The 25472-nt window shown below is 66.3% G+C and carries 17 protein-coding genes; 7 read left to right on the plus strand and 10 right to left on the minus strand.

Features of this window, described 5'->3' with window-relative positions; all coding sequences use genetic code 11:
- Positions 1 to 80: 80 nt before the first annotated feature.
- Together NTV05_17470 and NTV05_17475 are read right to left on the minus strand one after the other, a co-directional pair.
- Positions 81 to 1709, minus strand: a complete 1629-nt coding sequence (locus NTV05_17470; protein ID MCX6546185.1) for a hypothetical protein — start codon at positions 1707 to 1709, stop codon at positions 81 to 83.
- A 128-nt stretch (positions 1710 to 1837) separates the two neighbouring features.
- The gene (locus NTV05_17475; protein MCX6546186.1) at positions 1838 to 3091 is read right to left on the minus strand and encodes a glycosyltransferase family 9 protein; all 1254 of its coding nucleotides are present in this window, start codon (positions 3089 to 3091) and stop codon (positions 1838 to 1840) included.
- A gap of 186 nt (positions 3092 to 3277) precedes the next feature.
- On the opposite strand from NTV05_17475, the gene NTV05_17480 reads away from it, so the two are divergent.
- Together NTV05_17480 and NTV05_17485 are read left to right on the plus strand one after the other, a co-directional pair.
- The gene (locus NTV05_17480) at positions 3278 to 4975 is read left to right on the plus strand and encodes a tetratricopeptide repeat protein (protein ID MCX6546187.1); all 1698 of its coding nucleotides are present in this window, start codon (positions 3278 to 3280) and stop codon (positions 4973 to 4975) included.
- Between the two features lie 12 nt (positions 4976 to 4987).
- Positions 4988 to 5752, plus strand: coding sequence for a glycosyltransferase family 2 protein (locus NTV05_17485; protein MCX6546188.1), 765 nt, complete (start codon positions 4988 to 4990; stop codon positions 5750 to 5752).
- 69 nt (positions 5753 to 5821) lie between these two features.
- Here NTV05_17485 and NTV05_17490 read toward each other — a convergent pair whose 3' ends face one another.
- Together NTV05_17490 and NTV05_17495 are read right to left on the minus strand one after the other, a co-directional pair.
- Complete coding sequence (locus NTV05_17490) at positions 5822 to 6337, minus strand: protein-disulfide reductase DsbD N-terminal domain-containing protein (GenBank protein MCX6546189.1); 516 nt, start codon at positions 6335 to 6337, stop codon at positions 5822 to 5824.
- Between the two features lie 124 nt (positions 6338 to 6461).
- The gene (locus NTV05_17495; protein ID MCX6546190.1) at positions 6462 to 8783 is read right to left on the minus strand and encodes a tetratricopeptide repeat protein; all 2322 of its coding nucleotides are present in this window, start codon (positions 8781 to 8783) and stop codon (positions 6462 to 6464) included.
- 222 nt (positions 8784 to 9005) lie between these two features.
- Here NTV05_17495 and NTV05_17500 point away from each other — a divergent pair, with 222 nt between their 5' ends.
- The 3 genes from NTV05_17500 to NTV05_17510 all read left to right on the plus strand — a co-directional run bounded on the left by NTV05_17500 (position 9006) and on the right by NTV05_17510 (position 12991).
- The gene (locus NTV05_17500) at positions 9006 to 10256 is read left to right on the plus strand and encodes a DEAD/DEAH box helicase (protein ID MCX6546191.1); all 1251 of its coding nucleotides are present in this window, start codon (positions 9006 to 9008) and stop codon (positions 10254 to 10256) included.
- A 96-nt stretch (positions 10257 to 10352) separates the two neighbouring features.
- The gene (locus tag NTV05_17505) at positions 10353 to 10829 is read left to right on the plus strand and encodes a (2Fe-2S)-binding protein (GenBank protein ID MCX6546192.1); all 477 of its coding nucleotides are present in this window, start codon (positions 10353 to 10355) and stop codon (positions 10827 to 10829) included.
- Complete coding sequence (locus NTV05_17510; GenBank protein ID MCX6546193.1) at positions 10826 to 12991, plus strand: molybdopterin-dependent oxidoreductase; 2166 nt, start codon at positions 10826 to 10828, stop codon at positions 12989 to 12991. Before NTV05_17505 ends, NTV05_17510 begins: the two co-directional genes overlap by 4 nt.
- A 37-nt stretch (positions 12992 to 13028) precedes the next feature.
- Here the strand turns inward: NTV05_17510 and NTV05_17515 are convergent, their stop codons facing one another.
- From NTV05_17515 to NTV05_17535, 5 genes are read right to left on the minus strand one after another with little or no spacing between them, the layout of a single operon-like run.
- Positions 13029 to 13418, minus strand: coding sequence for a hypothetical protein (locus NTV05_17515; protein MCX6546194.1), 390 nt, complete (start codon positions 13416 to 13418; stop codon positions 13029 to 13031).
- A 55-nt stretch (positions 13419 to 13473) separates the two neighbouring features.
- Positions 13474 to 16080: a protein kinase gene (locus tag NTV05_17520; GenBank protein MCX6546195.1), complete on the minus strand. Its 2607-nt coding sequence runs from the start codon at positions 16078 to 16080 to the stop codon at positions 13474 to 13476.
- A complete protein-coding gene (locus tag NTV05_17525) occupies positions 15987 to 16706 on the minus strand; it encodes a DinB family protein (protein ID MCX6546196.1) in 720 nt (239 codons plus the stop codon). The genes NTV05_17520 and NTV05_17525 overlap by 94 nt, the downstream gene beginning before the upstream one ends.
- 9 nt (positions 16707 to 16715) lie before the next feature.
- Positions 16716 to 17834: a hypothetical protein gene (locus NTV05_17530; GenBank protein ID MCX6546197.1), complete on the minus strand. Its 1119-nt coding sequence runs from the start codon at positions 17832 to 17834 to the stop codon at positions 16716 to 16718.
- 32 nt (positions 17835 to 17866) lie between these two features.
- Complete coding sequence (locus NTV05_17535; protein ID MCX6546198.1) at positions 17867 to 18940, minus strand: alpha/beta fold hydrolase; 1074 nt, start codon at positions 18938 to 18940, stop codon at positions 17867 to 17869.
- Between the two features lie 233 nt (positions 18941 to 19173).
- Here NTV05_17535 and NTV05_17540 point away from each other — a divergent pair, with 233 nt between their 5' ends.
- Both NTV05_17540 and NTV05_17545 read left to right on the plus strand, forming a co-directional pair.
- Entirely contained in the window at positions 19174 to 20289 is a 1116-nt protein-coding gene (locus tag NTV05_17540; GenBank protein MCX6546199.1) for a hypothetical protein, read from the plus strand.
- Positions 20290 to 20298: 9 nt separating this feature from the next.
- Positions 20299 to 21453 carry a 4-phosphoerythronate dehydrogenase gene (locus NTV05_17545; protein ID MCX6546200.1) on the plus strand — a complete coding sequence of 385 codons (1155 nt, stop codon included), beginning with the start codon at positions 20299 to 20301 and terminating at the stop codon, positions 21451 to 21453.
- A gap of 82 nt (positions 21454 to 21535) precedes the next feature.
- Here NTV05_17545 and NTV05_17550 read toward each other — a convergent pair whose 3' ends face one another.
- Positions 21536 to 25363, minus strand: coding sequence for a response regulator (locus NTV05_17550; protein MCX6546201.1), 3828 nt, complete (start codon positions 25361 to 25363; stop codon positions 21536 to 21538).
- Positions 25364 to 25472: the final 109 nt, after the last annotated feature.

The raw sequence follows: 25472 nt of genomic DNA on the forward strand, positions 1-25472 counted from the left end.
TTGCCGCAATCAGGAATCGCGACGCTAGCCATCTTCGAGCTCCATCTTACCGAATGAGCCAAGGATAAGGCGGAGCTTGACTAGCGCCAGCCGGTCACGACGACGACCGGCAGATTTTCGAACGGGTTCACGCCGGACGGCGACGGCTTCATGACGACTCCCCCGCCCGTCGCGTGACTCGTAATGAAGTGCCCCGCGCGCATTCCCCAGACAATCGAATAAGGTTCGTCGAACCAGCCCCAGGGATTGTCTGGCGCAGGCCGGATCTCGGGCGGCGGCGTGCCGTCCAGCGGGATCCCGCCAACCAGCCAGACTCGATTGCCCCGCTGAAGAGTGGTCGCGATGCGCTGCAAGACGACATCAATCGGTCGCTCCTTCTGAATCTCCACCTTCAGCAAGTCGTACCGATGCAGAAAGTGATCCTCAAGTGGCGGAAGCGTGGTCCATGGAGCCGCACCGGTGTAGTAACGCGCGAAGGTCGCACCGCAGTACCACGGGTGGACAATGACGTAGTCGCCGAGCGATACCTCGCCGTTGAGCCGCGCGGCAATCATGTCGACATTCGTCTGCCGCGTCTCGAGGGCAGGCAGCCCCCACACCAGCGCCGCTATGCCCGCCCAGGCGGCCAGCGCGGTCAGAGCCACCCGCGCCCATCGATGGGTCGTTGACAAGACCGCATCAAGGCAGACGGCCATAAATGCCATCAGCGTCGTGTAGTACCACGCCTGCGTGGGCAGGTCGGCCGTTTTGAGAAACCCGGCGAACATCCCCACGGCAACCACCATCGCGACGCCAGCAAACACGCTGAGGTCGCTGCTCTCCTTTTCCGCATATCCGAACGCGCGCCTGTACAGGCTCACAGTGGCCACGCCGACGGCAGCCGCCGACAGCGCCACCCACACCCAGTTGAACGCCGGCACCGGATAGCCTGTCGCCGATGACAGGTTCAGCCAGCCCCCGGCCCACTGAAACCCGGCCTTCTCGAGGGCATACCATTCCTGGGCGCGCCGGACGATGTCGAGGTAGGGAAGCAGCGACGCGGCCGCGAGCGCTCCGACACCAAGGGGCCAGAGCGTCTGGGCCCAGCGCCGACGGAGCAGGAATACGCTCGCGGCTCCGCAGCACGCGGCGAGCACGAAGATGGCATTCTGGTAGAGGCACTGCACGCTCAGGACCGCGACAGCCGCAGCCACGACGGCACTGGCTCGGGTCGGGCGCTCGACCAGACGCCACATGGCGGCCACGACCAGAATTGCCGACGTGGCGCCCAGCCCATACCCCCGAAATGAGTCGCCGACGGTAATGATGGTGGCGTTAATGCCCACGAGCGCGAGCAAGAGTACCGGCGGGCGCCGCCGCATCGCACCCGTGGCGACCCACAATGCCGCAAGTTGCAGCAGCCCGATCAGGAGCCCGAGCACGCGCAGGTGAAGATCCGAATACGCGAGTCCAAGCGACCACCACGCCCGGATCGCCAGATGCACCATCGGCGTGCAGTGATCATACGGAAGCCAGCGCCAGACGTCGGAAAGTGACGGCCGCGTCGCGAGCCAGACGGTGCTGGCCTCATCTCTCCACAGCGCCCCGGCGTGCGTGAGAAAGAGGCCGTGCAAGGCGACCGCGAGGGCGGTCAACAGGCACGCCACCGTCCATTCGACAACGACCAGGCGGCGTTCGCCGGCGGGATCCCCGGCGGCGTCTGCATTCATGACGCCGGTCGCCTGCCTCGCCTCTGGGGCCCGCCGGTTCCGAGGACTCCGCCGCGTCCGCAGCTCGTCGCGACTCGCGGAGGTCTGTCGATCGGCGCGTCCTCGGGTCTTCTTTGCCATCCTGTCGCTTACCCCTGGTCTGGTTCGGCCACAACGGTGTCCCCGCCGGAGACTCGTGCCAGGTAGGCTGCCAGCGTCGCCTCGAACACCTCGTCCACGCTGATGCGCTGCATGCAGATGTTGTCGCGACATCGGGAGACGCGGTTGTTGAACGCGCTGACGCACGGGCTGCACACGGTTCCAGCCCACAGCACGTGGTTGCGGGGCGTGCGGGCCGCGAAGAGGGCTGGCGTCTCCGGGCCGAACAGCGTGACAACCTCGATCGAGGTCAGCGCCGCGAAGTGCGCCGGGCCGCTGTCGTTGGTCACCAGCACGCGCGACAGCGAGTAGAGAGCCAGCAGTTGGGGCAACGTGGTCTTGCCAGCCACCGACACGCAGCGTGGCGAGGCCACCGCCGCCGCCAATGCCTCCACGTCGTGCCTCTCCCCGGGCCCGCCGGTCAGAAGCACGTGAATCTCGGGAAGTGCGGCAAGCAGTCGTCTCGCCAGTTCGACGTAGCGTCCCGTATCCCATCGACGCAGCGGAAGCAGATCCCCGGTGTTCGCGTTGAGGAGGATGAGCGGCGGCTCCGCGGCCCCCCTCGTACACTCGCCCACCATGCGCCGCATCATCTCAACGTCAGCGTGTGAGATCCGGCGCGCTGGCGGCAGGAGTCGCGCCTCCGGGCGCGGCATGCTGCACGCGGGAAAGCGATCGGCCGGATGTGCGAGCGCCTCGACCATCACGAGGAAGAGGTCGCTCGTGTGGAGATACGGGTTGCACACGAGGCGGTGAGTCATCAGGTCACCCCGCCACGGCCCTTCACCGGCGAAGGAATGGAGTCCAACCCGAACACGGGCACCGCTCAGAAACGTGAGGATCGCTGACGCGCGGGCGAAGAACTCAAGATCGATCGCCGCGTCGATGTGGAGTGCCCGGAGCCGAGCGACGACACGCCACACCGAGCGCGCGGCGCTGGGCAGGGAGTCCACATCGAGCGTGAGGACATTCCCGGCGGGGACGAGTTCCATCGCGTCGAGGATGAAGCGGTTCTCCTGGAACGCAAGGAAGAAGACATTCTCACGGCCAACCTGCTCGATGGCGCGGAGCAGCGCGCCGGCAGCCAGTACGGTCGATCCCTGTTCCGCGAGTTTGACGAACAGGATTCGTCGAATCGTGGCAATCGGTTCGGAACGCCGGAACACGAGCCTGTACAAGGTCAGGAACCCGCAGCCCGGCACGCCGATCCACCGATCTACGGCTCTGAGCGTCGAAACCCGCATCAGGCACACGCGCCTTTCTGTAATCGTCGTCAGCCACGCGGCAGGAGCCCGATAAGGCCAGCCGCACCCGCCATTCTAGTGCAATGAAGGAGACCCACAGCACGTGTGCCGGGCTCCGGCGTGACTGCCCAGCGCGCCGTGGTATTCTCTCAGGCCCGGGATGAAACCGCGTCACGCGCCATCGCCATGAATCCTGTGTCGAAGGCTCTGTCGGTACTATCAGGGCCCACTCTGTGGCTGCTGCTGACGCTGGCGGCGCTGACGGCCTTCGTCTACGCACCGGTCCGCCACTTCGACTTCGTGCTCCTTGACGATCCCGCGTACGTCACCGAGAACCCTCACGTGGCGCGCGGGCTGACGCGGGAGGGAATCGCCTGGGCGTTCACTACGGGCGACGCGGCCAACTGGCACCCGGTGACGTGGCTGTCGCACATGCTCGACGTCCAGTTGTTCGGCGTCGCCGCGGGGCCGCATCACCTCACCAACGTGGTCCTGCACATCGCAAACACCCTGCTGCTGTTCGGCGTGCTTCTCACGCTGACCGGCGCCATGTGGCGGAGCGCGTTTGTCGCGGCCCTGTTCGCCGTCCATCCATTGCATGTCGAATCGGTCGCATGGATTGCCGAGCGCAAGGACGTGCTGAGTACGCTCTTCTGGATGCTCACGCTGTGGGCCTACGTCCGGTACGTGCGCGCGCCGGGTTCCCCGGCGGGAACGGCAGGCCCTTCCGCCGCCAGTCGCTCCCGGCGCGGGTTCTACCTGCTCATGCTCGCCTTCTTCGCCCTGGGCCTGATGGCGAAGCCGATGCTGGTGACGCTCCCGTTCGTGCTGCTGCTGCTCGACGTCTGGCCGCTTGAGCGGCTGGCCGTGACGGCATCGGACGCCGGGCGGGCGAAGGCGGGCGGCCACGCGTCGGGGCGCGCGGCCGCCGGGTCCTCCAGGGCGGGTGCCGCGAAGGGCCGCGCGAACCGCCGATTGGCAGGGGCCAGAACGCCCCGGAGATCCGGCCGGCTGCGGGCCGCATGGCCGCTCGTCCGGGAGAAACTCCCGCTGTTCGTCATGGCGGTCGCGTCGAGCGCCGTCACCTTCGTCGTCCAGCAGCGCGGCGGAGCGGTCAGCACGCTCGAGACGTATCCCTTCGGCTTGCGGCTGCAGAACGCGCTGGTGTCGATGGTTGCCTACCTCCGCGATACGCTGTGGCCCGAGGGCTTGACCGTGCTGTATGCGTTCCCCGACGCTATCCCTGGATGGCAGTTGGCCGGCGCGCTCGTGGTTCTGGGCGGCATCTCCTGGCTGGTGTACGCCCTGGCCCGCCAGCATCCGTACCTGCCGGTGGGATGGCTCTGGTACCTGGGGACATTGATGCCGGTCGTGGGTCTGGTACAGGTCGGTGTGCAGGCGAGGGCAGATCGCTACACGTACGTGCCGCTCATCGGGATCTTTGTCATGGTCGCCTGGGGTTCCGCCGCGATGCTCGAACGCCTGCGTGGCGGACGCCGTGTCGCGATTGTCGCGGCAGTGGTGGTGATTGCCGGCTGTTCGGTGACGACGCGGGCACAAGTCGCGTACTGGAAGGACAACGTCACGCTCTTCACGCGGGCAACGATGCTCAGCTTGCACATGGACGAATTCGAGGCGCACATGTGGGTGGGGACGGCGGTCGGTGGCCAGGGGCGGTTGGACGAAGCGATGCGTCACTTCGAGGCGGCCGCGCGCCTGCGGCCGCAGTCCGACGCGGCGCATTGCAGCCTGGGCGTTTCGTTGGCAAAGTCGGGACGCGCAGCAGACGCGATGCGCGAATTCAACGAGGCGCTGCGTCTGAATCCTGACAATCAGATCGCGCGCCGTGCCGTCGACGGACTGAACCGCCGCAATCAATTCTGACCGGGCTACGCGATGATTAGGGAAAAGAAGCTGGTCGTCGTGATGCCCGCCTACAACGCGGCGCTCACGATTGAAAAGACCTGGCGAGAGGTGATCGCCCAGGAGATCGTCGATCTGGTGATCGTCGTGGACGACGCGAGTGGCGACGGCACGTTGTCGCTCGCACGCACCCTCGACAAGGTGCTGACCCATGCGCACCCCAGCAATCGCGGCTACGGCGCCAATCAGAAGACCTGCTACCGCCTCGCCCTGGCTCAGGGAGCCGACATCGTCGTCATGGTGCATCCCGACTACCAGTACTCGCCCAAGCTGATTCCCGCGATGGCGAATCTGGTGGCCAGCGGCCTGTACTCGTGCGTGCTCGGCTCGCGCATCCTCGGCGGTGGAGCGCTCACCGGGGGCATGCCCGCGTGGCGCTATGTCGCGAACCGGCTGCTCACCTTGGCCGGCAACCTGCTGCTCGGCACCAAGGTGTCGGAGTTTCACACGGGCTACCGCGCGTTCTCGCGGGAGTTTCTGGAGCACCTGCCGCTGGACGCCAACTCGGATGATTTCGTGTTCGACAACGAGGTGCTGGCCGAGGCGGCGTGGCTCGGGTACGCCATCGGCGAGGTCTCGTGTCCAACCCGCTACGCCCCGGACGCTTCGTCCATCACCTTCTGGCGCAGTGTGCGATACGGGTTTGGCTGTCTGGCGACCGCGTGTGTGTTCCGACTGGCCAAGTGGGGCCTGGTGCGGTCGGCGAGGTTTCCTTCGGCAGTCCACACCGGCGCCTGAGAACCGCGCCTTTTACGCTTGCTGAGCACTGATGACCGATCCGATGAAGATCAGGGGCCGACGTCGGAGCTACTTCGCGGCTGACACCTGGATCGGCACGTTGAGGTCGGCCACCTGCGGCCGGATGCAGAGAACGCCGTTGCAGGCCTGCCAGGTCGCCCTGATGTGCGCGACATGCCTGCCCGGAGCGGTCGTCGCCGCCGCCGCCTTGAGAGGCACCTTGAAGCTGACGCTCTCGGTGTAGTACTCCGTCTCGGAGTCCTGTGCCTTGTCGAACCCTGTCTCCGGGGCCGGCGCCTCGATCTTGCCGCCGAGGGTGAACGGCTGGCCGTCTGGCACGGTGATGCGCGTGGGATCGGGCGGGGCCTGCTGGGTCAGCGAGTAGAGATGCCACCCGTCTTCGATGCGGGCCGTGATCTCGACGCGAACGCTCGCGCCAGCCTTCACCGACGCGTTGACCGACGTAACCGACCAGGTGATCGGCGCCTTCTGCCGGGCCATCACAGCCGGCTCGCCTGCCAGAGCCATCGCCGCCACTGTCAAGACCAGGACCAACATCCGCCGGGCGCGCATCGGGATCATCATAGGTTCTCCGACTCTATCCGCCAGCGGCGGGCCCTGTCAAAAGGGCGACAGCCCGGATGGGCAATTACTCCCGGAGTAATTGTTCCCGAACGTTCGGTAACAATCACTCCGGGAGTGATCATTTTCACGGGGCCCGGCGCGGCATCAGCGCTCTGGTCTGTCGGATGGCCTCGTTGATTTGGCCGACCATGTCTGTTCGGCCGGTCGCGGTCGCGATGCCGAGCGCCTTCTCCAGGCTCGCAACCGCTTCCCCAATACGACCCGCCTTCGCATAGGCCTGGGCGGCGAGGTACGGCGCATCGACGGAATCCGGCGACAAACGTCCCGCTTCCTCGTACTGCCCGATCCCCTCGGCGATTCGGCCGGCCTCACAAAGTGCGTTGCCAAGATTGATGCGGAGACCATAGTTGCCCGGCTGGAGCCGAACCGCCTCGCGGAAGTGCCTGAACGCCGCCTCGAAATCCCGGACAGAGGCCAGCGCGAACGCCAGATTGCCGTGTGCCTCGACGTCGTCCGGCTTGAGCGCCAACGCCTTCTGATACTCGGCAATCGCCTCCTGAACGGCACCCGTCTGCTGAAGCGCCACGGCGAGGTTGTTGTGAGGGCTGGGAGTATCTGGCGCCAGCGCCATGGCGCGCCGATGCTCGATAATCGCGTCGTTCGACAGGCCCGCCTCCATCAGGGCTAGTCCCAGATTCGAGTGTGCCTCGACCGAACGCGGCAGCAGCCGCGCCGCTTCCTTGAGGTGCGGAAGGGCCTCAGCCGGCCTGCCCAGGCCCCGCAACAACACTCCGAGCGCGCTGTGCGCTTCGGCGTAATCCGGGCGCAGGGCGATGGCCCTCGTCAGTTCTTCAAGGGCGGCCTGCGGCTCTCCGGTCTGCCGGTAGGCCTGCCCCAGGCTGAAGTGCGGTTCGGCGAAGGTTTCGTCCACCGCTGCGGCCTTCAGCAGCACGGAAATCGCGTCGGCGGCTCGCCCGTCCTGTACGAGGAACGCGCCGAGGTTGATGTACGTCTGGTCGTGAACCACCTTCATCGGAAGATGCGTGACAACCGCCAACACTCCAGCGGCGGCGAGTCCGGGGATCCATTGTCGCTTCCAGTCCGGGCGCGTCACCGGTCGGCGATCGGCCGGCAGTTTTCGCGCATGCCCGCGCTCGCGCCGCCCGGCCGCTGGCTTCGGCGCACTCACCCGCCGGAGGTCAAACACGGCGCCCAACCCGGCCGCCGAGAAGAGGAGCACGATCGGAACCAGGGGATGCCGATACCGAGCGACGACGAAGAACACGGCCACCGACAGCGCCAGGCCGACGAACATCCCGTACAGGACCAGTAACGGTCGCCATCTCCCGCGATGGATCCAGACACCGAGAGCGGCGATCGGCAGCACGACGCCGAAACTGAACCACATCAGCGCACCGAGCATCCGGGAGGAATCGGCGTATGCCTCAATCGATTCGGTATCCGGGATCTCGGCCGCGTTGAACGTCAGAAGCAGCTTCTTCCCCAGCAGCGCGAGCCACTGAACCGGTTGGGCGCGGATGTAGTCAAACGACTGGCGAAGCCAGTAGTCGGACACCTCGCCAGGCGACAGCGGCCGGCCGGCCGCTGTCGACGCGAGTGCGGTGGCGTCGGCGCGTTCGTAGACCGCGTCACCACGGCCAGGCACCAGGGAGTCGTAACTGCCCGAGGCGTGGGCGTTGTTGCCGATGAAGAAATTCGGCCCGAGCTGAGAGGTTGACAGGAGGAACTCGCCGCCAACCCGGTAGTTGCGAATGCCTACGGGCAGCAAGACGACCAGCGTGGCGCAGAGGAACGCGGCGGCCCACCCGACCCGGCGACGGACGGGGACGTCGCGAAACTGAAACAGCAGCCAAGCCCCGATGACCGGGTAGATGATCCGGGCATTCTCGCGGTTCAGCGTGAGTGCCGCGGTGGCAGCACCGAGCGCGATCAGCCACCGCCAGCGAGGCTGGTGCTGGAACTCCGCGACGAAGACGATGACCAGTGTGATCAGGAAGATATCCAGTGACGACTTCTGGATCAGTCCATCGAAGAAGATCGCAGGAGGATAGAACGCCAGCAGCAGCGCGGCAATCACGCCGACCCGGTCGCTGAAGAACCGGCGGCCCGCCAGGCCGATCAACGCGCAGGATGCTGCACCGAGGATGGCCTGGACAACCCGCACCAGGCCCAGGTTGTGGCCTGCGATCTTGAAGATGGCGGCAAGACAATACGGATAAAGAGGTGTCTGGTAGAAGATCTCGGTGCCGATCCACTGCCCACCCGCGATCTGTCGCGCCCACTGGTCGTACTGGCGGCTGTCGCCCATCAGGACGGACAGGAGCGGATTCCCGCTGAGTTCGGCCAGGTAGACAAGCCGGACGGCCAGGGCGACCAGCGCAATCCCTAGCAGGGTGACAGACGGGCGCAGGTGACGGAGGTTCATGGGGTTCGGCGGACCTATTCTGCCATCAAGTCGCGCAGAGAGAGAGGGCCACGGCCCCGAAATCGAGGCTCCAAGCCAATCTATGCGATAATACTCGGAGCATACACGCGTGAAGGGTGGTCGCGAAGCCCGTCGATTGAACCCCTCTGTTGACCGACCTGCCGTCCGGTTTCCCTCGGATCAACACCCTGCACGCCTGATACATTCGAGGAATTGACCACATTGACCCCATCGACCTCCCACGAGCAATCGCGACGTCCGCGCCGGCCCGGCGGCCGATCCGGCGCGCATCGGCCGGCCCCGACGACCAAACCGCCTGTCACCCTCCCATTTGAGACGCTCGCCCACGACCCGACCCCCATCGATTTCTCGGCATTGACGCTGGATCCGCGCATCCGAGTCGGCATCGAGGATCGCGGGTTTACCCGCACGACGCCGATTCAGAGTGCCGTGTTCCCCGTCGTGTTCGCAGGCGCGGATTTGATCGCCTGCGCGGAGACCGGGACGGGCAAGACGGCGGCCTTTCTGCTGCCCATCATGCAGCGGCTGCTCGAACAGCCCGTCAGCCAGCCGTGCACGCGGGTGCTCGTGCTGGCGCCGACGCGCGAACTCGCGGTCCAGATCGAGGACGACTTCCAGGGATTTGCGTATCACACCACGCTCACCAGCGTCGCGGTGTACGGGGGCGTCGATGCGGACATGCAGACGCGGGGCCTGAAGTCGGGTGCCGACATCGTTGTCGCCACGCCTGGGCGCCTGCAGGACCTGATGAACTGCGGTGCGGCGGATTTCACGCGGCTCGAAGTGCTGGTCCTGGACGAGGCGGACCGCATGATGGACATGGGCTTCTGGCCTGATGTGAGCCGCATCGTCGCGACACTGCCCAAGGCGCGGCAGACGCTGCTGTTTTCGGCGACCACATCGAGCGACGTCGTCCGGATGGCCGACGAGATCATGCACGCGCCGAAACACGTGCAGATCGGCCGTGCCGGTGGACCGGCCACCACGATCACGCACGTGGCGTTCGAGGTGCCGTCGCGGGAGAAGACAGACTGGCTGGCCCAGTTTCTGCGGCGCCATCGCGAACCCGCGCTGGTCTTCGTGCGCACGAAGCGATTTGCCGACACGCTGGCCTCCGCGCTGTCGGGCCGCGGCATCAAGTGTGTGGCGCTGCACGCGGACCGGACGCAGCGGGAACGGACCGCGGCGGTCGAGGGGTTCCGGAGCGGCCGGCACACGGTTCTGGTGGCCACCGACATCGCCGCACGCGGCCTCGACATCGACGGCATCTCGCACGTGATCAACTACGAGGTCCCGCACTCGCCGGATGCCTACGTGCATCGCGTCGGCCGCACGGGACGCGCCGAAGCCACCGGAACGGCGGTGACGCTGGTGGCTGCCGACGAACTGCCCTACCTGCACGCGATCGAGAAGTCGATCAACATCCGGATGGGCGACGGCCGCGCGGCGTAGGGGATGTCTGGCTCGCCGTCCAGTTGACATCTCCCCCGCCCGGGCGTATCAATGCGGCTCGGGAACGATCACGCCCCTCCACTGGAGACGCCTGCGATGCGAACGGTAGCTTTCACGCTGAATGGCAAGCCCACGCGGCTGACGGTCGACGAGAACCGCATGCTGTTGTGGGTTCTGCGCGACGACCTCGGCCTGACTGGAACCAAGTTCGGCTGCGGCGCCGCCCTCTGCGGCGCCTGCACGGTGCTGGTCAACAACGAGGCCGTGCGCTCGTGCGCCACGCCGATGCGGGAGGTCGATGGCAAGAAGGTTCTGACCATCGAAGGCCTCGCCACTGACGGCACCCTCCATCCGCTGCAGGAGGCCTTCGTGAAGCACCTGGCGTTCCAGTGCGGCTTCTGCACGCCCGGGATGATCCTCGGCGCCTACGCATTCCTGCTGAAGAACCCGAAGCCCACCCACGCCCAGATCATTGAGCACTTGGACGACCACCTGTGCCGCTGTGGCGCGCACGTCCGGATTGTGGCAGCTGTCGAGACCGCGGCGGCATCGATGAAAGGGGGCGCGCGATGAGCTGGGACGATGACAACGAACTGGTCGTGGACGGCCCAACCACGTTCCCGGTCGATCGGCGCGACTTCCTGAAGCTCACGAGCACGGGCCTGCTCGTGTTGATGGCGGTCGATCCGGCGCAGGGTCTGCAGGAAGGGGCGAGGCCGCAGGCAGGCCGGCAGGGCCCTCCGACGGACGTCAATGCGTACCTGCACATCGGCACCGACAACCGCGTCACCTGCTTCGTCGGTAAGGTCGAGCTTGGCCAGGGGTCGATGACGTCGCTCCCGCAGTTGCTCGCCGAAGAGCTCGACGTGCCGCTCGCATCGGTGGACGTCGTCATGGGCGACACGGACGTGTGTCCGTGGGACATGGGCACGTTCGGATCGCTCAGCATCCGCACGTTCGGCCCGATCCTGCGGAACGCAGGGGCCGAGGCGCGCGCGGTGCTGCTGCTGCTTGCGTCGGAACGTCTGCAGGTGCCCATCGACACCCTGGTCGTCAAGGCGGGCGTCGTGTCGGTCGCGACGGATGCAAACAAGAAGGTGACCTACGGCCAGCTCACCGAGGGCAAGCGCATCGAGCGCAAGCTCGAGCAGAAAGCCACCGTCAAGCCCGTCAAGGCGTTCAGGATTGTCGGAATGCCGGCACCCCGGCGAGATGCGATCGAGAAGGTGACCGGCAAGGCAAAGTACGCGGGCGACATCGTGCCGCCGGGCGGGGCGCTGCACGCCCGCATCCTCCGGCCTCCGGCTCACGGCGCCACGATGACGCAGGTCGACACGTCGGCTGCCGAGCAGGTGCCGGGCGTTCGCGTGATCCGGGACGGCGACATGGTGGCGGTGCTTCACGAACACCGCGACGAGGCGGACAGGGCGCTCGCGCTCATCAAGGCGCAGTTCACGCGGAACGACCCGCCCGTCGACAACCAGACGATCTTCGATCACCTCGTGAAGAACGCGCCGCAGGGTCAGCGCGCGGCGGCGGGTGGCGATGTCGCGACGTTTGCCGGCGCCACGGCGCAGAAGTTCGACGCGACATATCTGGACAGCTATATGGCGCACGCGCCGATGGAGACGCACTCGGCGGTCGCGGCGGTCGAAAACGGAAAGGTGACCGTCTGGGCGGGCACGCAGACGCCGTTTCCCGTCAAGAGTCAGATTATGGCCGCGCTGAGGCTGCCGGCCGACAAGGTGCGGGTGATCACGCCGTTTGTCGGTGGAGGCTTCGGCGGCAAGTCCGCGTCGCGGCAGGCCGTCGAGGCGGCGCGGCTCGCCGTGCTCACCGGCAAACCCGTGCGCGTGGTGTTCGGGCGCGATGAGGAGTTCTTCTACGACACGTTCCGTCCCGCCGCGGTGATGAAGATCAAGTCGGCCATCGACGCCTCGGGCGCGATTGTGCTCTGGGACTATCACGTGTATGCCGCCGGGGAACGGGGCGCGGCGCATTTCTATAACATCGCCAACCACCAGACGATGGTCTATGGCAGTTGGGGCGGCGGAGGAGCGGCTGGCTACCATCCGTTTGCGATTGGCCCGTGGCGCGCGCCCGGGGCGAGTACCAACGCCTTTGCGCGCGAGTCGCACATCGACGTCATGGCGGCCAGGGCCGGCATGGACCCGGTGGCCTTCAGACTGAAGAATCTGACCGACCCGCGGATGATCCGCGCGCTGGAGGCGGCTGCCAAGCGGTTCGGCTGGACTCCGAAGGCGGCGCCAAGCGGCCGCGGCGTCGGCGTCGCCTGCGGCATCGACGCGGGCACCTATGTCACGTTGATGACCGAGGTGGCGGTCGACAAGGCGACCGGCCGGGTGCAGGTCAAGCGGGTGGTATGCGCGCAGGATCAGGGCGTCATCGTGAACCGGGAGGGATCGGTGCAGCAAGTCGAAGGCTGCATCACGATGGGTCTCGGCTACACGTTCAGCGAGGAGATTCACTTCAAGGGCGGCGAGGTGCTCGACAAGAACTTCGACACGTACGGGCTGCCTCTCTTCTCGTGGGTGCCGCGGATCGAGACCGTCTTGATTGACGCGCCAGAGATCCCCGCGGCCGGCTGCGGGGAGCCGGCCATCGTCCCGGTGGGGGCGGCCGTCGCCAACGCGATCTTCGACGCGGTCGGCGCGCGGCTCAATCAGCTGCCGATGACGCCGGCGCGCGTCAAGCAGGCCATCGGCCGGAGCTGACGCGCGCCGTACGCCGGGGAGTTCGACGGCGATCTCTCTACAGTCTTCCGGGCCTCGGAACCTCGATCTCGGGATCCAGGACGGTGACGCCGTTGAACCGCACGTCGTACTTGTAGATACCGGGCAGTAACCCGCGGAGCTTGCAGGCGTGTCCGGTCGGCGTCTTCTTGATCTTCTTCTCGGGGAAATTCTGCGCGACCATACGCACGGCGCCCCGGCGAACGCGCACGCGTGTCAAGCCGCTGACCTGTTCAAAATTCCCGACCGTCACGTCGACGCCTGCAGGCGCGCCCTGAATGTTCCAGGCCACCGTGTCGCCAGGCAAGGCCGTCGCGTAGTCGGGCACGACGTCGAGCGTGTACGGACCCTTCGGGAGCGACCGCTGGATGAGGATGGTGATGATGCGAGTAACCCCTTTGTACTTCATTGCGATTCCTCCATTGGTGAGTGTGACCTCCGCCGTTGGGTGCCCGGCTGCGCGTCTACCGATCTCCGCGCAGCATCTCAGCGACTTTCGGGAGCGTCTTGATCGGATCGAGATCCGCGTCGCCACGCGCGTCTCGCACCGGGTAATCCTTCTGTAGCGCGCGCTCGAGCCAGATGACCGCGTCGACTGGCTGGCCGAGAAGGCAGTGAACCACGGCGCGTCGGTACAGGACGTACGGGTCGTCTCGAGCAAGTTCCACGGCCTGACTGGCATGTCGAAGTGCTTCCTCGCGGCGGCCGAGCTTCGCATCATAGAACGCGTGCCGGGCCAGCACCCTCGGTTGATGGGCATTGACCCTGATCATGCCCTGCGTGAGCGTCGCGGCCTGTTCGAATTCCCTGAGGGCGCTTGTTCGATCGCCGATCGCCGCGTACGCGTCGGCGAGGTTGCGGCGCTTGATGTCGTTGCCCGGATCCAACTCCACCGCCTTGGCGCACACGGTTGCCGCTTCACGAAACCGGCCGAGCGCAAAGTAGATCACACCGATATTTGTGAGGTTGGTAGCGTCTGAGGGCAGCGCCTGGTAACACGCGAGCGCCTGCTCGTAGGCACCAAGATACGCGTGAGCGGAACACCGGTTCGTCAACGCCCAGGCATTGTCGGGCTGGATCGCCAGAACGCGCCCGAACGTGTCGACTGCGTCCTTGTAGCGCTGGGCCTCCAGCAACATCGCGCCCTGGACCAGGTGATTGAGGACGTTGTTGGGCCGAAGCCTGATGGCCTGCTGAATCTCCGCATCCGCTTCCTGCTTCCGGCCTTCCGTGTCCAGCGCGTCTGAGAGTACGCGATGCGGCTCGTCGTCGAACGGCCGCTTCTCGATCACCTGCCGGATGGCGTTCTCGGCTTGTTCGTTCTTGCCGGTGCTGAGATAGAAACGCGCCAGCGAGATCCGGATGGCCGGGCTGTCGGGATCCGCGGCGCTGGCATTCACGATCAAGGATCTGGCCTGTTCGATCCATGACGGATCTCTGGTCTCGCCGTACTGGGCGAGGCACGCGTCGGCCAGGCCGGCCATCGCCGGCGCGCAGGAGGGATCCCGTGCGACGGCAGACCGGAACGCCTTCTCGGCCCTGGCCACATTGCCGGCGACATCACGGCGGTCGAGCAGCAGGCGTCCAGCCGCGTAATCGGCGTACGAGGCGGCCTGGCACGCGGGCGTCCGGCTCAGCCGGCCTCGATCCGCCGCCGTCAGGCTGACGTTCAGCGCCGCGACGATATCGGAGGTGGCCTGCGCTTGAGTCCCGGACGTCCCGGTGGTCCAACCGTGATAGGTCTTCTCGGAGACGACCTTGCCGCTCGGGTCCTCCACCGCCACAACGAAGCGCGGCACCCCGCTAACCCGGCGCAGACTGCCGCTCACCAGCATGGTCACGCCGTGCTCGCGGGCGGCCTTTCGCGCATCCCCGGAGTTCGGGGAGATCGCCGGGTCGGCTGGCCGCGAGAGCACGTTCACCGCCGACAGGCCCTCGAGCGCGGAGACAATCGCCTCTGAAAAGCCAGCGGCGACCGCGTCCTGGGCCGGATCGCCGGTCTGGTTGGCGAACGGCAGGACGGCCACGAACTGCGAGGCAACAGGCGGGACGGGGAACATTCGCTCCTGAAGAAGGAATCCCGCCGGCACCAACACCGCCGCCACGAGCGCGGCGCCGGCCAGCCCCGCCGTCCACCGGCGGCGCGACGTGATCGCCGCCAGACTCGCAGCCAGGCCGACCGTCGATCCGCGCGATCCGGATCGGTCTGGCGTGGCCGCGCACTTGAGCGCCGCCTGCTGAAGATCGTCGGCCATCTCCGCCGCCGACCGGTACCGTTCCGCCGGATCCTTGGCCATCGCTTTCGCGACGATCGCGTCCACGACTGGCGGCACGGATCCGTTGACGGCACTGACCAGGGGCGTAGGCTTCGCCAGAACCTGGTAGATCACATCGCGCGTGGTCGGCGCGTCGAAGGGCTTCCGCCCGGTGAGCAGTTCGAACAGCGTGGCACCGAGGCTGTAGATGTCGCTCGAGGGGCTCGCCGGATGCCCACCCAGTTGCTCGGGAGCCATGTAGGCCGGCGTGCCGGCCATGACGCCCGCTCGCGACAGCGTCACTTCGCACGTGGATGCATCGGCGGATGCCAGATCCTGTTCGAGGTCGCTGACGCGGGCAAGGCCGAAGTCGAGGACCTTGGCCGCGCCGTCCGGTGTCAGCACGACATTCGACGGCTTGAGATCCCTGTGCACGACGCCCGCCGCGTGCGCGTGCGCCAGTGCGCCCGCCAGCTGCGAGGCGATAGTGAGGACCTGGTGGCACGGCAGAGGCCCGCGGCTCGCGATGCGAGCGAGCGTCTCGCCCTGCGCGTACTCCATCACGATGCAGGGATGCGCCTCGGTGTCGAGGATGTCATAGATCGCCGCGATGTTCGGATGCGTGATCTGGGCGGCGGCGCGCGCCTCACGCAGCAGCCGGCTTCGCGCGTGCGGGGCATCGAGCGACGGATCGGTGAGGGACTTGAGCGCGACCTTCCGATTCAGACGGGTGTCCACCGCCAGGTAGACCTCACCCATCCCACCGGCTCCCAGCCGTTCGATGATACGGTACGGGCCGACAGACGAGGGTTCCATGTCGCCTCAGGGCCTGTCAGGAACGGTCGCGCGGTGAATTCGTGCAGAGAATAGCACAAAGGCACCGGGGCGAATTCAATCACTCCCGGAGTGATTACAATTCCGTAATTACTCCGGGATGATTGGACACTCAGCCGGGCGATCTGCTTCATGTGGTGGCGGGTGTGGACGAAGTGGAATCGGCGCCACTGCCCGGCGTCGAGCGGCCCGAGGATCGGATGATTGGCGAGTTTCGTCCGGCGTCCGAACCGCGCTTCGGCCGCCGCCGCCGCACCGTCCAGCTGCGCCAGGGCCGCCAGGGCATCGTCTCTGACGGTCGGGGCCGGGCTGGGTGACGGGAGGGCCACGGCAGGGGCCTGGGAGCCGGTCGGAAAGTGGCCGAGATCGACGACCACCCACGCGGCCACTCGCTCCCGCAGCGTAGGTCGCCTGCCCTTCGGCTTGTTCTGCCCCACGCATCGATTGAGGATATACGCCGTGCTGGTATACGTCCGAAGCAGATGGTCGAGAATCTGGGCGACGGACCAGCGGTCCGGCTGGCGACGACGCCCGATGTCGTCGGGCGCCAGATCAACGGTTGCAGCGCGCAGCGCGTCTGCGGTGGCCTGCAGGATGGGATGCAGCACTTCGAAACCTCAGAGCGCCTTGTAGAAGCAGCGCCGGCGCCGATGCTGGCGGTTGGCGAAATGCTTCCACTGCGACTGCACCTTCTCGTTGGTTTCGAGTTCCGGCCCGGTCTCGGCGTACTTGCTGCCGTTCTTGACGGCCGACTTCCACACCTCGTTGATCAGCACCGCGTTGACGCCCTTGTTCTGCAAGTCCTGCCGCACCGCCGTCAATAGAAGGTCAAGGCGGTCGTTCTTCTTGAGCGCGCGCAGAATGCCCACGAATCCAAATGGAAACAACCGCCCGCGGCATCGCTGGAGCGCCTTCGACAGCGACGGCATCGCGACCCCGAAGGCGGCGACCTTCCCCTGCTGGTCGAGGATGATCTTGACGTACTGGTGATCGAGAAAGCCGAAGAACGCCTTCGTGTAGTACTTGATCTGCGGCTCCGACAGCAGGACGACGCTGTAGAGATCCTTGTAGGTGTCGTTGATCAGCGCGAAGATCCCATCGATGTACGGCAGCAAATCGCGCTTGCCTTTTGTCTCCAGGAGACGGAGCTTGCAGCGGTCGAGCACGATTCGGGCGATGCGGTCGACGTTGTCAGGCATCTCCGCGGGCGTCTCGACCAGGTACTCCACCCAGTCCACGTCCTTGGCGTAGCCGAGCCGCTCGAGATGAACCGGGTAGTACGGGTGGTTGTAGATCGTGATGAGCATGTCCAGTTCATCGAAGCCGTCGATGAGCATGCCCTCCCGGTCCATGTCGCAGAATCCCAGCGGTCCGTGCACGCCATCGAGCGACTGCTCTCTCGCCCACTGTTCGACCGCGCCGAGCAGCGCCGCCGACACGTCCGGATCGTCGACAAAATCAATCCACCCAAACCGGGCCCGGCGCGACTTCCACGTCTCGATGTACCGGCGGCTGATGATGCCGGCGATACGGCCCACCGCCTTGCCGTCCTTGAACGCCATCCAGTAACGGGCCTCGCAGTACTCGAACGCGGGATTCCGATCCCGGCGGAGCGTGCTCAGCTCGTCATCCACGAGCTTGGGCACGTACTGCGGGTGCCCCCGATACATCTTCTCGGAGAACGTCACGAACTGCTTGAGCTCAGATCGCGACTGGACTTCCCTCACCTCAACCATCAGTCACCTCGTGCTGTCGGATTGAGCGGCGGCTACTTCTCCGTGGCTTTGAGCAGACCGGCCAGATGGTCCTTCCACAACGCCGCGATGGTGTGGCTTCCGTGGCCTCGGGTCTTGTCGCCCAGTGGAATGACGAACGCGGACCCCTTCGCCACGCGTGTGATCTCCCGCTCGAGGATGCGCAGTTCGGGCGGGTTGATGAGGTCGTCCGCTGAGTTCACCGCCACCAGCGGCGCCTTGATCTTCTCGAGTGCCGGACCCGGATCGTAATCCCAGGACGCCTGAAGCGCGTACAGCACGTTGTTCGCGTCGGCGGTCTTCATGTAGTTGTTGACGTACGTGTCGAAGGCCTTGTCGGCGGCTTCGAATGTCGGCGCCGCCGCCTGGTGCAGCGCCGGGTTGCTGCTCATCAAGTCCAGCATCCCGGCCGCCGTGCGCAGCCCCCTCGGCTGAGCCGTGTAGTTTCCGCCCTGCCACTCGGGGTCGCTGCGAATGGCATCGATGGCGATCCTGCGCCACATGCGGTTGCGCCCCGCGATTTGCGTGGGCAGGCTGGCGAGCGGCATCAGGGCATCCATGAAATCGGGGTACATCTCGCCCCACAGCCAGGAGTGCATCCCGCCCATCGATGTGCCCATCACCAGACGCAGGTGGTTGACGCCCAGCCCTTCGGTGAGCAGCCGGTACTGGGCGGTCACCATGTCGCGGTAGCCATACTTCGGAAACGCCGCGCGCAGGCCGTCGCTCGGCCGGCTCGATCCGCCGTGGCCGATGTTGTCCACCAGGATGAGAAAGTACTTCGACGCGTCCAGCAGCTGGCCCGAGCCAAACAGCTCACCTGCGAACGACGCCGCGAGGAACTGCGCACCGCTGCCCGTCGTTCCGTGCAGCACGAGCACGGCGTTGCGGACCAGACCCGCGGCGTCTTTTCGCGGCTGACCGATGGTCCGGTAGTGCATGCGCAACTCGGGCAGACTCCCGCCGCTCGCGAAGGCGAAATTCTTCAGGACGTAGTCGCCCTGCACCGGCGCGGGATACTCAGCGGCAGCACCGCTCGGCGCGGTGGCAAGCAGCAAGGCAGCGGCTATACAAATCGTCCGTTTCACGACAGTGTCCTCCGGAACGGGCCAGCAGGCATGTGTGCGATGGTGTGTGCACCAGTATATCGACGGCGGCTGCCATCCGTGACGAAGGAAACGCCACGGAGGAGACGGGGCGCGAGCGCCTCACCCGCCAGGCCGACTGGAGGCTGCAGAGGAATTCTCCGTGCAATCCGGCAGACTGCGGTCCCTCGGCCTTCGTACAATCCGCATCCATCTGACACTCCGGGGAGGATGCGATGAGCCCGAGGGCGCAACCGGCGATCGTGATGACCTGTGCGGCGCTCCTGCTGACCAGCGTGCATGCCGGCGCGCAACCGCCGGTCCCGATTTCAGACGCCGCGAACCAGCAAGAGACCCTGAATGCCGCCGAGCGGCGCAGCGCCGTCAACGGCGCGCTGGCCCGGCTGGCCGATCCGACGCGGCGGTCGGTCGGCAGCGGACCAGCGCCCACGTTCATCCTCGAAGCGAGTTCCACGACGAAGATTGCCGGCGCACGCATCGGCTTTCAGTACCGGGATTGGCTGCTCGACATAAAGCTTCAGGGCGTGGTCGACGGCACCTCACGGCAGGCGGTGTTCGCCGATCTCGATGGACTTCGCTACAAGTCGACCGTGGAGTTTGGCCTGCTCTGGACCAGCTACCCGTCCGCCGTCGCGCGCGAGAAGCTCGATGCCGCGTGCCGTCAGTACGAGCAGGCACAGCAGATCACTCTGCCGAGGCGGCCGTGCTCGATTCGCGATCTGCGGCATGAAGGTCCGAACGGGGCGCTCGCCGCGGCGGAGACACCGCAGCTGCACGCGGCTGAGGAGGTGGCGCGATGGCTCGCTCCGCGGCGCCTGTTCCTGGCCGGCGTCAGTTACACGTTCGGCCCGGAGCGGTTCAGCTTCGTCCCCACCCCAACCGCGTCGAGCGAAACCGAAACCCGCGTCAATTGGGCGCTGACGGCCAGGGCCGGGCTCGTCGCCAGCGAAGCGCTCTCGTACGGAGCGGAGTATGCGCGGGTGGTGGAATACCACGCGGGGAACAGCCGCCAGATCTGCGTCCCCCTCGGCGACACGGGCGTGCTTGAATGCGTCAACCGGGCGGTCGGTGGTGTGACGATGGCCCGGACCCACGTCCTGACACTGGAAGTTCGCCGGCTCTTCGGCCCGACCGTCGCCGTCAATCCCCGCCTGTCGGTCAATCCGTCATCAGGCGGCGTCCGATTCGACCTGCCGGTGTACTTCCTGCACAACGCCAAGGGCGGCCTCGCCGGCGGTGTGACGATGAGCTGGCGCCACTTTCGAACGACGGGCTCCACCATCGAATTGACCGCGTTTGTGGGACAGGTGTTCGGCCTCATCCTCAGGTAAGATTCCTACGTGGCGACCGTCACCATTCTGGCCGACGAGAACATCCCGTTCGCTCGGGAGGCGTTCGGCACGCTCGGCGAGGTGCGCCTGCTGCAGGGGCGCCGGATCACTCGTGATCATCTCCGTGACGTCGATCTGCTCGTCGTCCGGGCGATCACGCGCGTGGACGAGGCGATGCTGGCGGGCACGCGGGTTCGATTCGTCGGCACCGCCACGTCCGGTTCGGATCACGTGGCGATCGACGATCTAGCGCGGATGGGGATCGCGAGTCATGCCGCGCTCGGGTGCAACGCCAACGCCGTCGCCGAATACATCGCTGCCGCGTGGCTCACGCTGGCTCGCCGTCACGGATGCGCGCTCGCCGGAAAGCACGTCGGCATCATCGGCGTCGGGCACGTCGGTTCGCTGGTTGTCGAAAAGGCGACAGCGCTCGGCATGGTGCCGGTCCTCAACGATCCGCCGAAATCACTCGCCACCGGGAGCGACATCTATCGCCCGATCGACGAGCTGCTCGACTGCGACATCATCACGTGCCACACGCCGTTGACGTACGACGGGCTCTTTCCCACGTATCGGCTCATCGGCGAGCGGTTCTTCTCGCGTCTTAAACCGGGCGCGTGGTTCTGCAACGCCGGGAGGGGCGAGGCCGTCGACGAGAGGGGGCTCGGCCGCGCCCTCGGAGACGGTCGGCTCGATGCGACAGTCCTCGATGTCTGGGATCACGAGCCGGCCATTGACGGGCAGCTCCTCGCCGACGTCGACATCGGCACACCTCATGTGGCGGGCTATTCGCTCGAAGGCAAGTTGAACGGCACGGCGATGGTGTACGACGCCGCCTGCCGCTTCCTCGGCGTCGAGCCGGCGTGGCACGCCGGGGCGACTGCGCTGCCGCCCTCTCTCCCGCCACCCACCGTCAACGCCGCAGGACGAAACGAGGTGGAGGTGCTGGCGGACGTCGTCGCGGCGGTGTGTCCGATCGCACGCGACCACGAGGCGCTCCGCCGAACGGCGCCGATGACGCCTGGCGAGCGGGCTCTGGTGTTTGACGAGTTGCGCAGCACTTATCAGATGCGCCGGGAATTCCGCCAGACCACGGTGACCGTCACCGGCGGATCGCCCGAGTTGATCAGCACGCTCCGCGCGCTGCAGTTCCACGTGACCTGACCGGTCGGCTGCCGGGTCCGGACGATCACTCCCGGAGTGATTGCGTCCGCCGGACAACCAATCACTCCGGGAGTGATCGTCTCTATGTTGCGGAACTGTCGAGTTGCTCCCGTACCTTGCTGGCCAGGGATGCGGGCGTGAACGGTTTGGCAAGAAACGCGAACGACCCGGTCCCGACTTCCTGGCGGAACATCTGGTCGTCGGTGTAGCCGGACATGAACAGCACCTTCATGTCGGGGCGCCGGGGCTTCAGACGGCTCGCCAGCTCGGTCCCCCGCATCTGCGGCATCACGATGTCGGTCACCAGTATGTCGATCGGTCCCTCATGCCCGGCCTCGAACCCCAGAGCCTCCGGACCGTTTGCCGCTTCGAACACGTCATAGCCGCGCTGGCGGAGGATCGAGGCGGCCAGCCGGCGCACCTGCACCTCGTCTTCGACCAGCAGTACGACCTCGGATCCTCTCGGCAACTCGACACGCTCCTCGGGCGTTTCTTCGACCTGCGCCGGCGACGTAGCCACCGGCAGGTCGACGTGGAACGCGGTGCCGCGACCTCGTGCCGTGTCGATCGTGATCTGTCCCCGCAACTGTTTTACGATGCCGTAACAGGTCGCCAGACCGAGCCCGGTTCCCTTACCGGCTGCCTTGGTCGTGAAGAACGGATCAAAGACGTGAGCGGCCGTCCGTCCGTCCATGCCGGTACCGGTATCGACCACTGACAGCCTGACGTACGCACCCGGAGGCGTATCAGGTTCACGCGTCGGGTCGCCCTCGGCCATCTCGACGTTCGCGGTGCGGAGTGTCAGCGTGCCACCGTCCAGCATCGCGTCTCGCGCGTTGACGGCCAGGTTGAGCAGCACCTGTTCGATCTGGGCGGGGTCGACGTGCACGGCCATGGCATCGGGCGCCAGGATCGTGACCAGCTCGACGTGCTCGCCAATAAGACGCCTCAACATGCGATCGGTCCTCAAGACCAGATCGTTCAGATTCACGGTCCGCGGCTCGACAATCTGTTTGCGGGCGAACGCCAGCAGTTGGCGAGTGAGCTTCTCCGCGCGCTCGGCCGCCACCTGGATCTGCCCGACCTCGCCGTGCCGCTCGTCTCCCGGCTCCAGCGCGTCATCGAGCAGCGACGCATTGCCCATGATGATAGTCAGGAGATTGTTGAAGTCGTGCGCGATGCCTCCCGCCAGACGCCCGACGCTTTCCATCTTGTGAGCCTGCTGAAGCTGCGCTTCGAGACGCCGCTGCGCGGTGACATCGAGAATCTGCCAGACCAACGAGGGCTTTCCGCCAATCTCGATCCGCGCCGGGTAGAGGACGACGTCGGCTACCTCGCCCGACTTGCAGCGCAACTGCGTCTCAATCCGGTGACTTCCATCAGGGTCGTCGAGTGCTGACACTACCGCAGCGCGATCCTCTGGCCGAATCCAGAAACCGATGTCGGTCACCGTCCTGCCGATCACCTCGTCGTGGGTGTATCCAAAGCGCCGGGCAAACTCCTCGTTGATATCGACGATGCGACCCTCTTCGGGCGACGAGATTCCGGTGGCCAGAGGACTGGAATGGAAGATCTGGCTGAATCTCTGCTCTCGCTCCTGGAGTTCGCGGTGATGCCGCCGGCGGCGAATGCCGAGATTGACGACCAGACCGAGGCTGATGATGCCGAGCGTCGCCATCGGCACGTAGAAAGCCGGGCGCAGGTAGAACGGCCGGGCGATGGACACGGGAATCGTCGCCACCGGTCCAGGATGCCCAAGCAGGCCTTTCGCCTGGATACGAACGACATGGTCGCCTGAAGCGAGCGAGCCGAACCTCCGTGTTCGTTCGGTCGACCACATGGCCCAGGGGCCTTCGTCGATCCGGACACGGGTCGGGACATCGTCTGACGCCAGTTCACCCCACCACGCAAACGCCCGCCAGCTCACCTGGACCGCGTCGGCTTCGGTCACAGGGGGCTCATTGATCACGATTGGGGGCGGCGATGGATTCCCGACGTCCAGCACGGCCAGCCCTCCACCGTTGGTTCCGATGTACGCGTAGTCAGCCGCTGGCCGCACGGGCCACACCCTCGTGCTGCGCAGCCCGGCGCGCGTATCGAACGTCGTCCAATTGCCGTCCTCGAGGACCGACAAGCCTCCGAGGCACGAGACCCACACACGGCCCCGCGCGTCTGGCTGGACCGACCACACGTCATCGCTCGCCAGCCCATCGCGGCTGGTGAAGTAGCGAATCGTGTCGCCCTGCAGCCGGCCCAGGCCCCCTTTCGTCTGGTGCCCGAACCACACGGCACCCGACAAGTCCACAGCGAGGCTGAATATCCTGTCGAACGCAAGTCCCTCCGCGAGCGTCCAATGACGCCACTGGCCGTGGAAAAAGCGGCTCAGACCTCCGCTGGTACCAAACCAGAACGCGCCGTCCGGCGCCTCCGCGAAGGCGTAGACCCGGCCGCTCTTCAGTCCTTCGGCCACGCTCCAGCGCGTGATGCGGCCGTCGGGACCAAGCTGGAAGGCGCCAGGACCATCGATCGGCCGCGTTTCTCCTGCTCCTGCCGTCGACGCGAGACCCAGGAACCACACGCCGCCGCCTGAATCGGAGGCCACGTGATGCACGTAAGTACGATCCAGCAGGGGGTCGTCGGTCAACCGGTGCCAGCCCTTCCGGTCAAGCCACCGCACGCCGGTAAAGCTGCCCCCGCTCGAGATCCAGAGGCGACCCCGGGAGTCCCGCATCACGCCTGTCACGGTGCCGAGGGCTTCCCGACCGATTCGCTGAATGTGTTCGGAGACCTCACCGTTGCGCTGCACCCGAACAAGCCCATTGGCTGTCGCCAGCCACATGCCGTCGTGGCCTCGATAGATGTCGTTGACACCATTGCGGCCGTCGGCCGACGGGAACGACAGAAATGTCCATCGGGTGACCGAACGGCTGGCGAGGAACAGGCCGTGGTCCGACGTCACCCACACGTCGCCGTTGGCCCGAACTCCTATCCCATGTGCGTCCGTCATCTCGGCGAAGCGTGTGGTCAGCGGGCCCCACGACTGATTGCGGAGGACCGTCAGTTCGCCGGTCTGGTGCGCGGCCAATATATTTCCATCCAGCGTGACGGCCAGCGACACCGTCTGGCTGAGAATCGGCTGGCGCGTGCCCCGCGGAGCGGTCGAGTTCGAGGTGTCCCACCGCCACAATCCGCGGGCCGACTGTGGGCTCTCGATGTACGCATACGCCCCCTCGTCAGGCCGCTCAATGACTGTGGAGAGGAGGTACGGATCGGTGCCAGGCGGCATCCGCGAACGCCAGGTCGTCCCGTCCCAACAGTACAACCCCTGATCGGCACTGATCCATGCTGCTGCCGAGCCCGCCTGGTACAGATTGAGCACGCGGCCAAATCGCGCCCCGGCCTCGTGGGGTCTGAATGTCTTGCCGTCCCATTCGAACAGCATGCCAGCGTCGTCGAGCAGCAGCAGAGGACCGTTGCGCGCGCCGGCGATGGCCCGCCACCGGCGACTCGTCCCGTCCGCGGCTGCCTCGGCCACTCGGAAACCGTGGCGATCCCCGACCAGGAGTTGGCTCGGAGCGAGCACGGCCAGCCCGCTGCCTGAGAGGGCCGCAACGTGGAACGCCCGCTGCTCGAACCCGGCCGGAAGCGGCACTTCTCTCCAGCGGAACCCGTCGAAGTACGCGATGTCCCCGCCGGCGAGCACCCACATGGTGCCGTCGTAGGCCTCGACCGCGTCGACGACCCTGTCGGACGGCAGTCCATCGAGGGTCGTGAATCTGGACCAGCGCCAGAGGTCGCCTGGCGCGGTGGGCTGAGCCTCCGCAGAGGTGGCCAGAACGGCGCCAAGCAGCAGCGCGGCTAGCAACGTCGACAGGCGACATCCGCAGGGATAGAGCGAACGAACGTACATCGGCGTGTGTATCATGCCACAGAATCAGGTGCCTCTCTCAGAGCCGTCAGGCTCCACCGGTGTGCCGGAGGCAGGCGGCCTCGAAGCCCCGCCGTCGTCGCCACGCCCG

It is taken from the genome of Acidobacteriota bacterium (assembly GCA_026393755.1).
Lineage (GTDB): Bacteria > Acidobacteriota > Vicinamibacteria > Vicinamibacterales > JAKQTR01 > JBAXOX01.

Coding starts and splice junctions, on each gene's coding strand:
- NTV05_17470 (MCX6546185.1), bottom strand. CDS start 1,709: ATGAATGCAGACGCCGCCGGGGATCCCGCCGGCGAACGCCGCCTGGTC.
- NTV05_17475 (MCX6546186.1), bottom strand. CDS start 3,091: ATGCGGGTTTCGACGCTCAGAGCCGTAGATCGGTGGATCGGCGTGCCG.
- NTV05_17480 (MCX6546187.1), top strand. CDS start 3,278: ATGAATCCTGTGTCGAAGGCTCTGTCGGTACTATCAGGGCCCACTCTG.
- NTV05_17485 (MCX6546188.1), top strand. CDS start 4,988: ATGATTAGGGAAAAGAAGCTGGTCGTCGTGATGCCCGCCTACAACGCG.
- NTV05_17490 (MCX6546189.1), bottom strand. CDS start 6,337: ATGATGATCCCGATGCGCGCCCGGCGGATGTTGGTCCTGGTCTTGACA.
- NTV05_17495 (MCX6546190.1), bottom strand. CDS start 8,783: ATGAACCTCCGTCACCTGCGCCCGTCTGTCACCCTGCTAGGGATTGCG.
- NTV05_17505 (MCX6546192.1), top strand. CDS start 10,353: ATGCGAACGGTAGCTTTCACGCTGAATGGCAAGCCCACGCGGCTGACG.
- NTV05_17510 (MCX6546193.1), top strand. CDS start 10,826: ATGAGCTGGGACGATGACAACGAACTGGTCGTGGACGGCCCAACCACG.
- NTV05_17515 (MCX6546194.1), bottom strand. CDS start 13,418: ATGAAGTACAAAGGGGTTACTCGCATCATCACCATCCTCATCCAGCGG.
- NTV05_17520 (MCX6546195.1), bottom strand. CDS start 16,080: ATGGAACCCTCGTCTGTCGGCCCGTACCGTATCATCGAACGGCTGGGA.
- NTV05_17530 (MCX6546197.1), bottom strand. CDS start 17,834: ATGGTTGAGGTGAGGGAAGTCCAGTCGCGATCTGAGCTCAAGCAGTTC.
- NTV05_17540 (MCX6546199.1), top strand. CDS start 19,174: ATGAGCCCGAGGGCGCAACCGGCGATCGTGATGACCTGTGCGGCGCTC.
- NTV05_17550 (MCX6546201.1), bottom strand. CDS start 25,363: ATGTACGTTCGTTCGCTCTATCCCTGCGGATGTCGCCTGTCGACGTTG.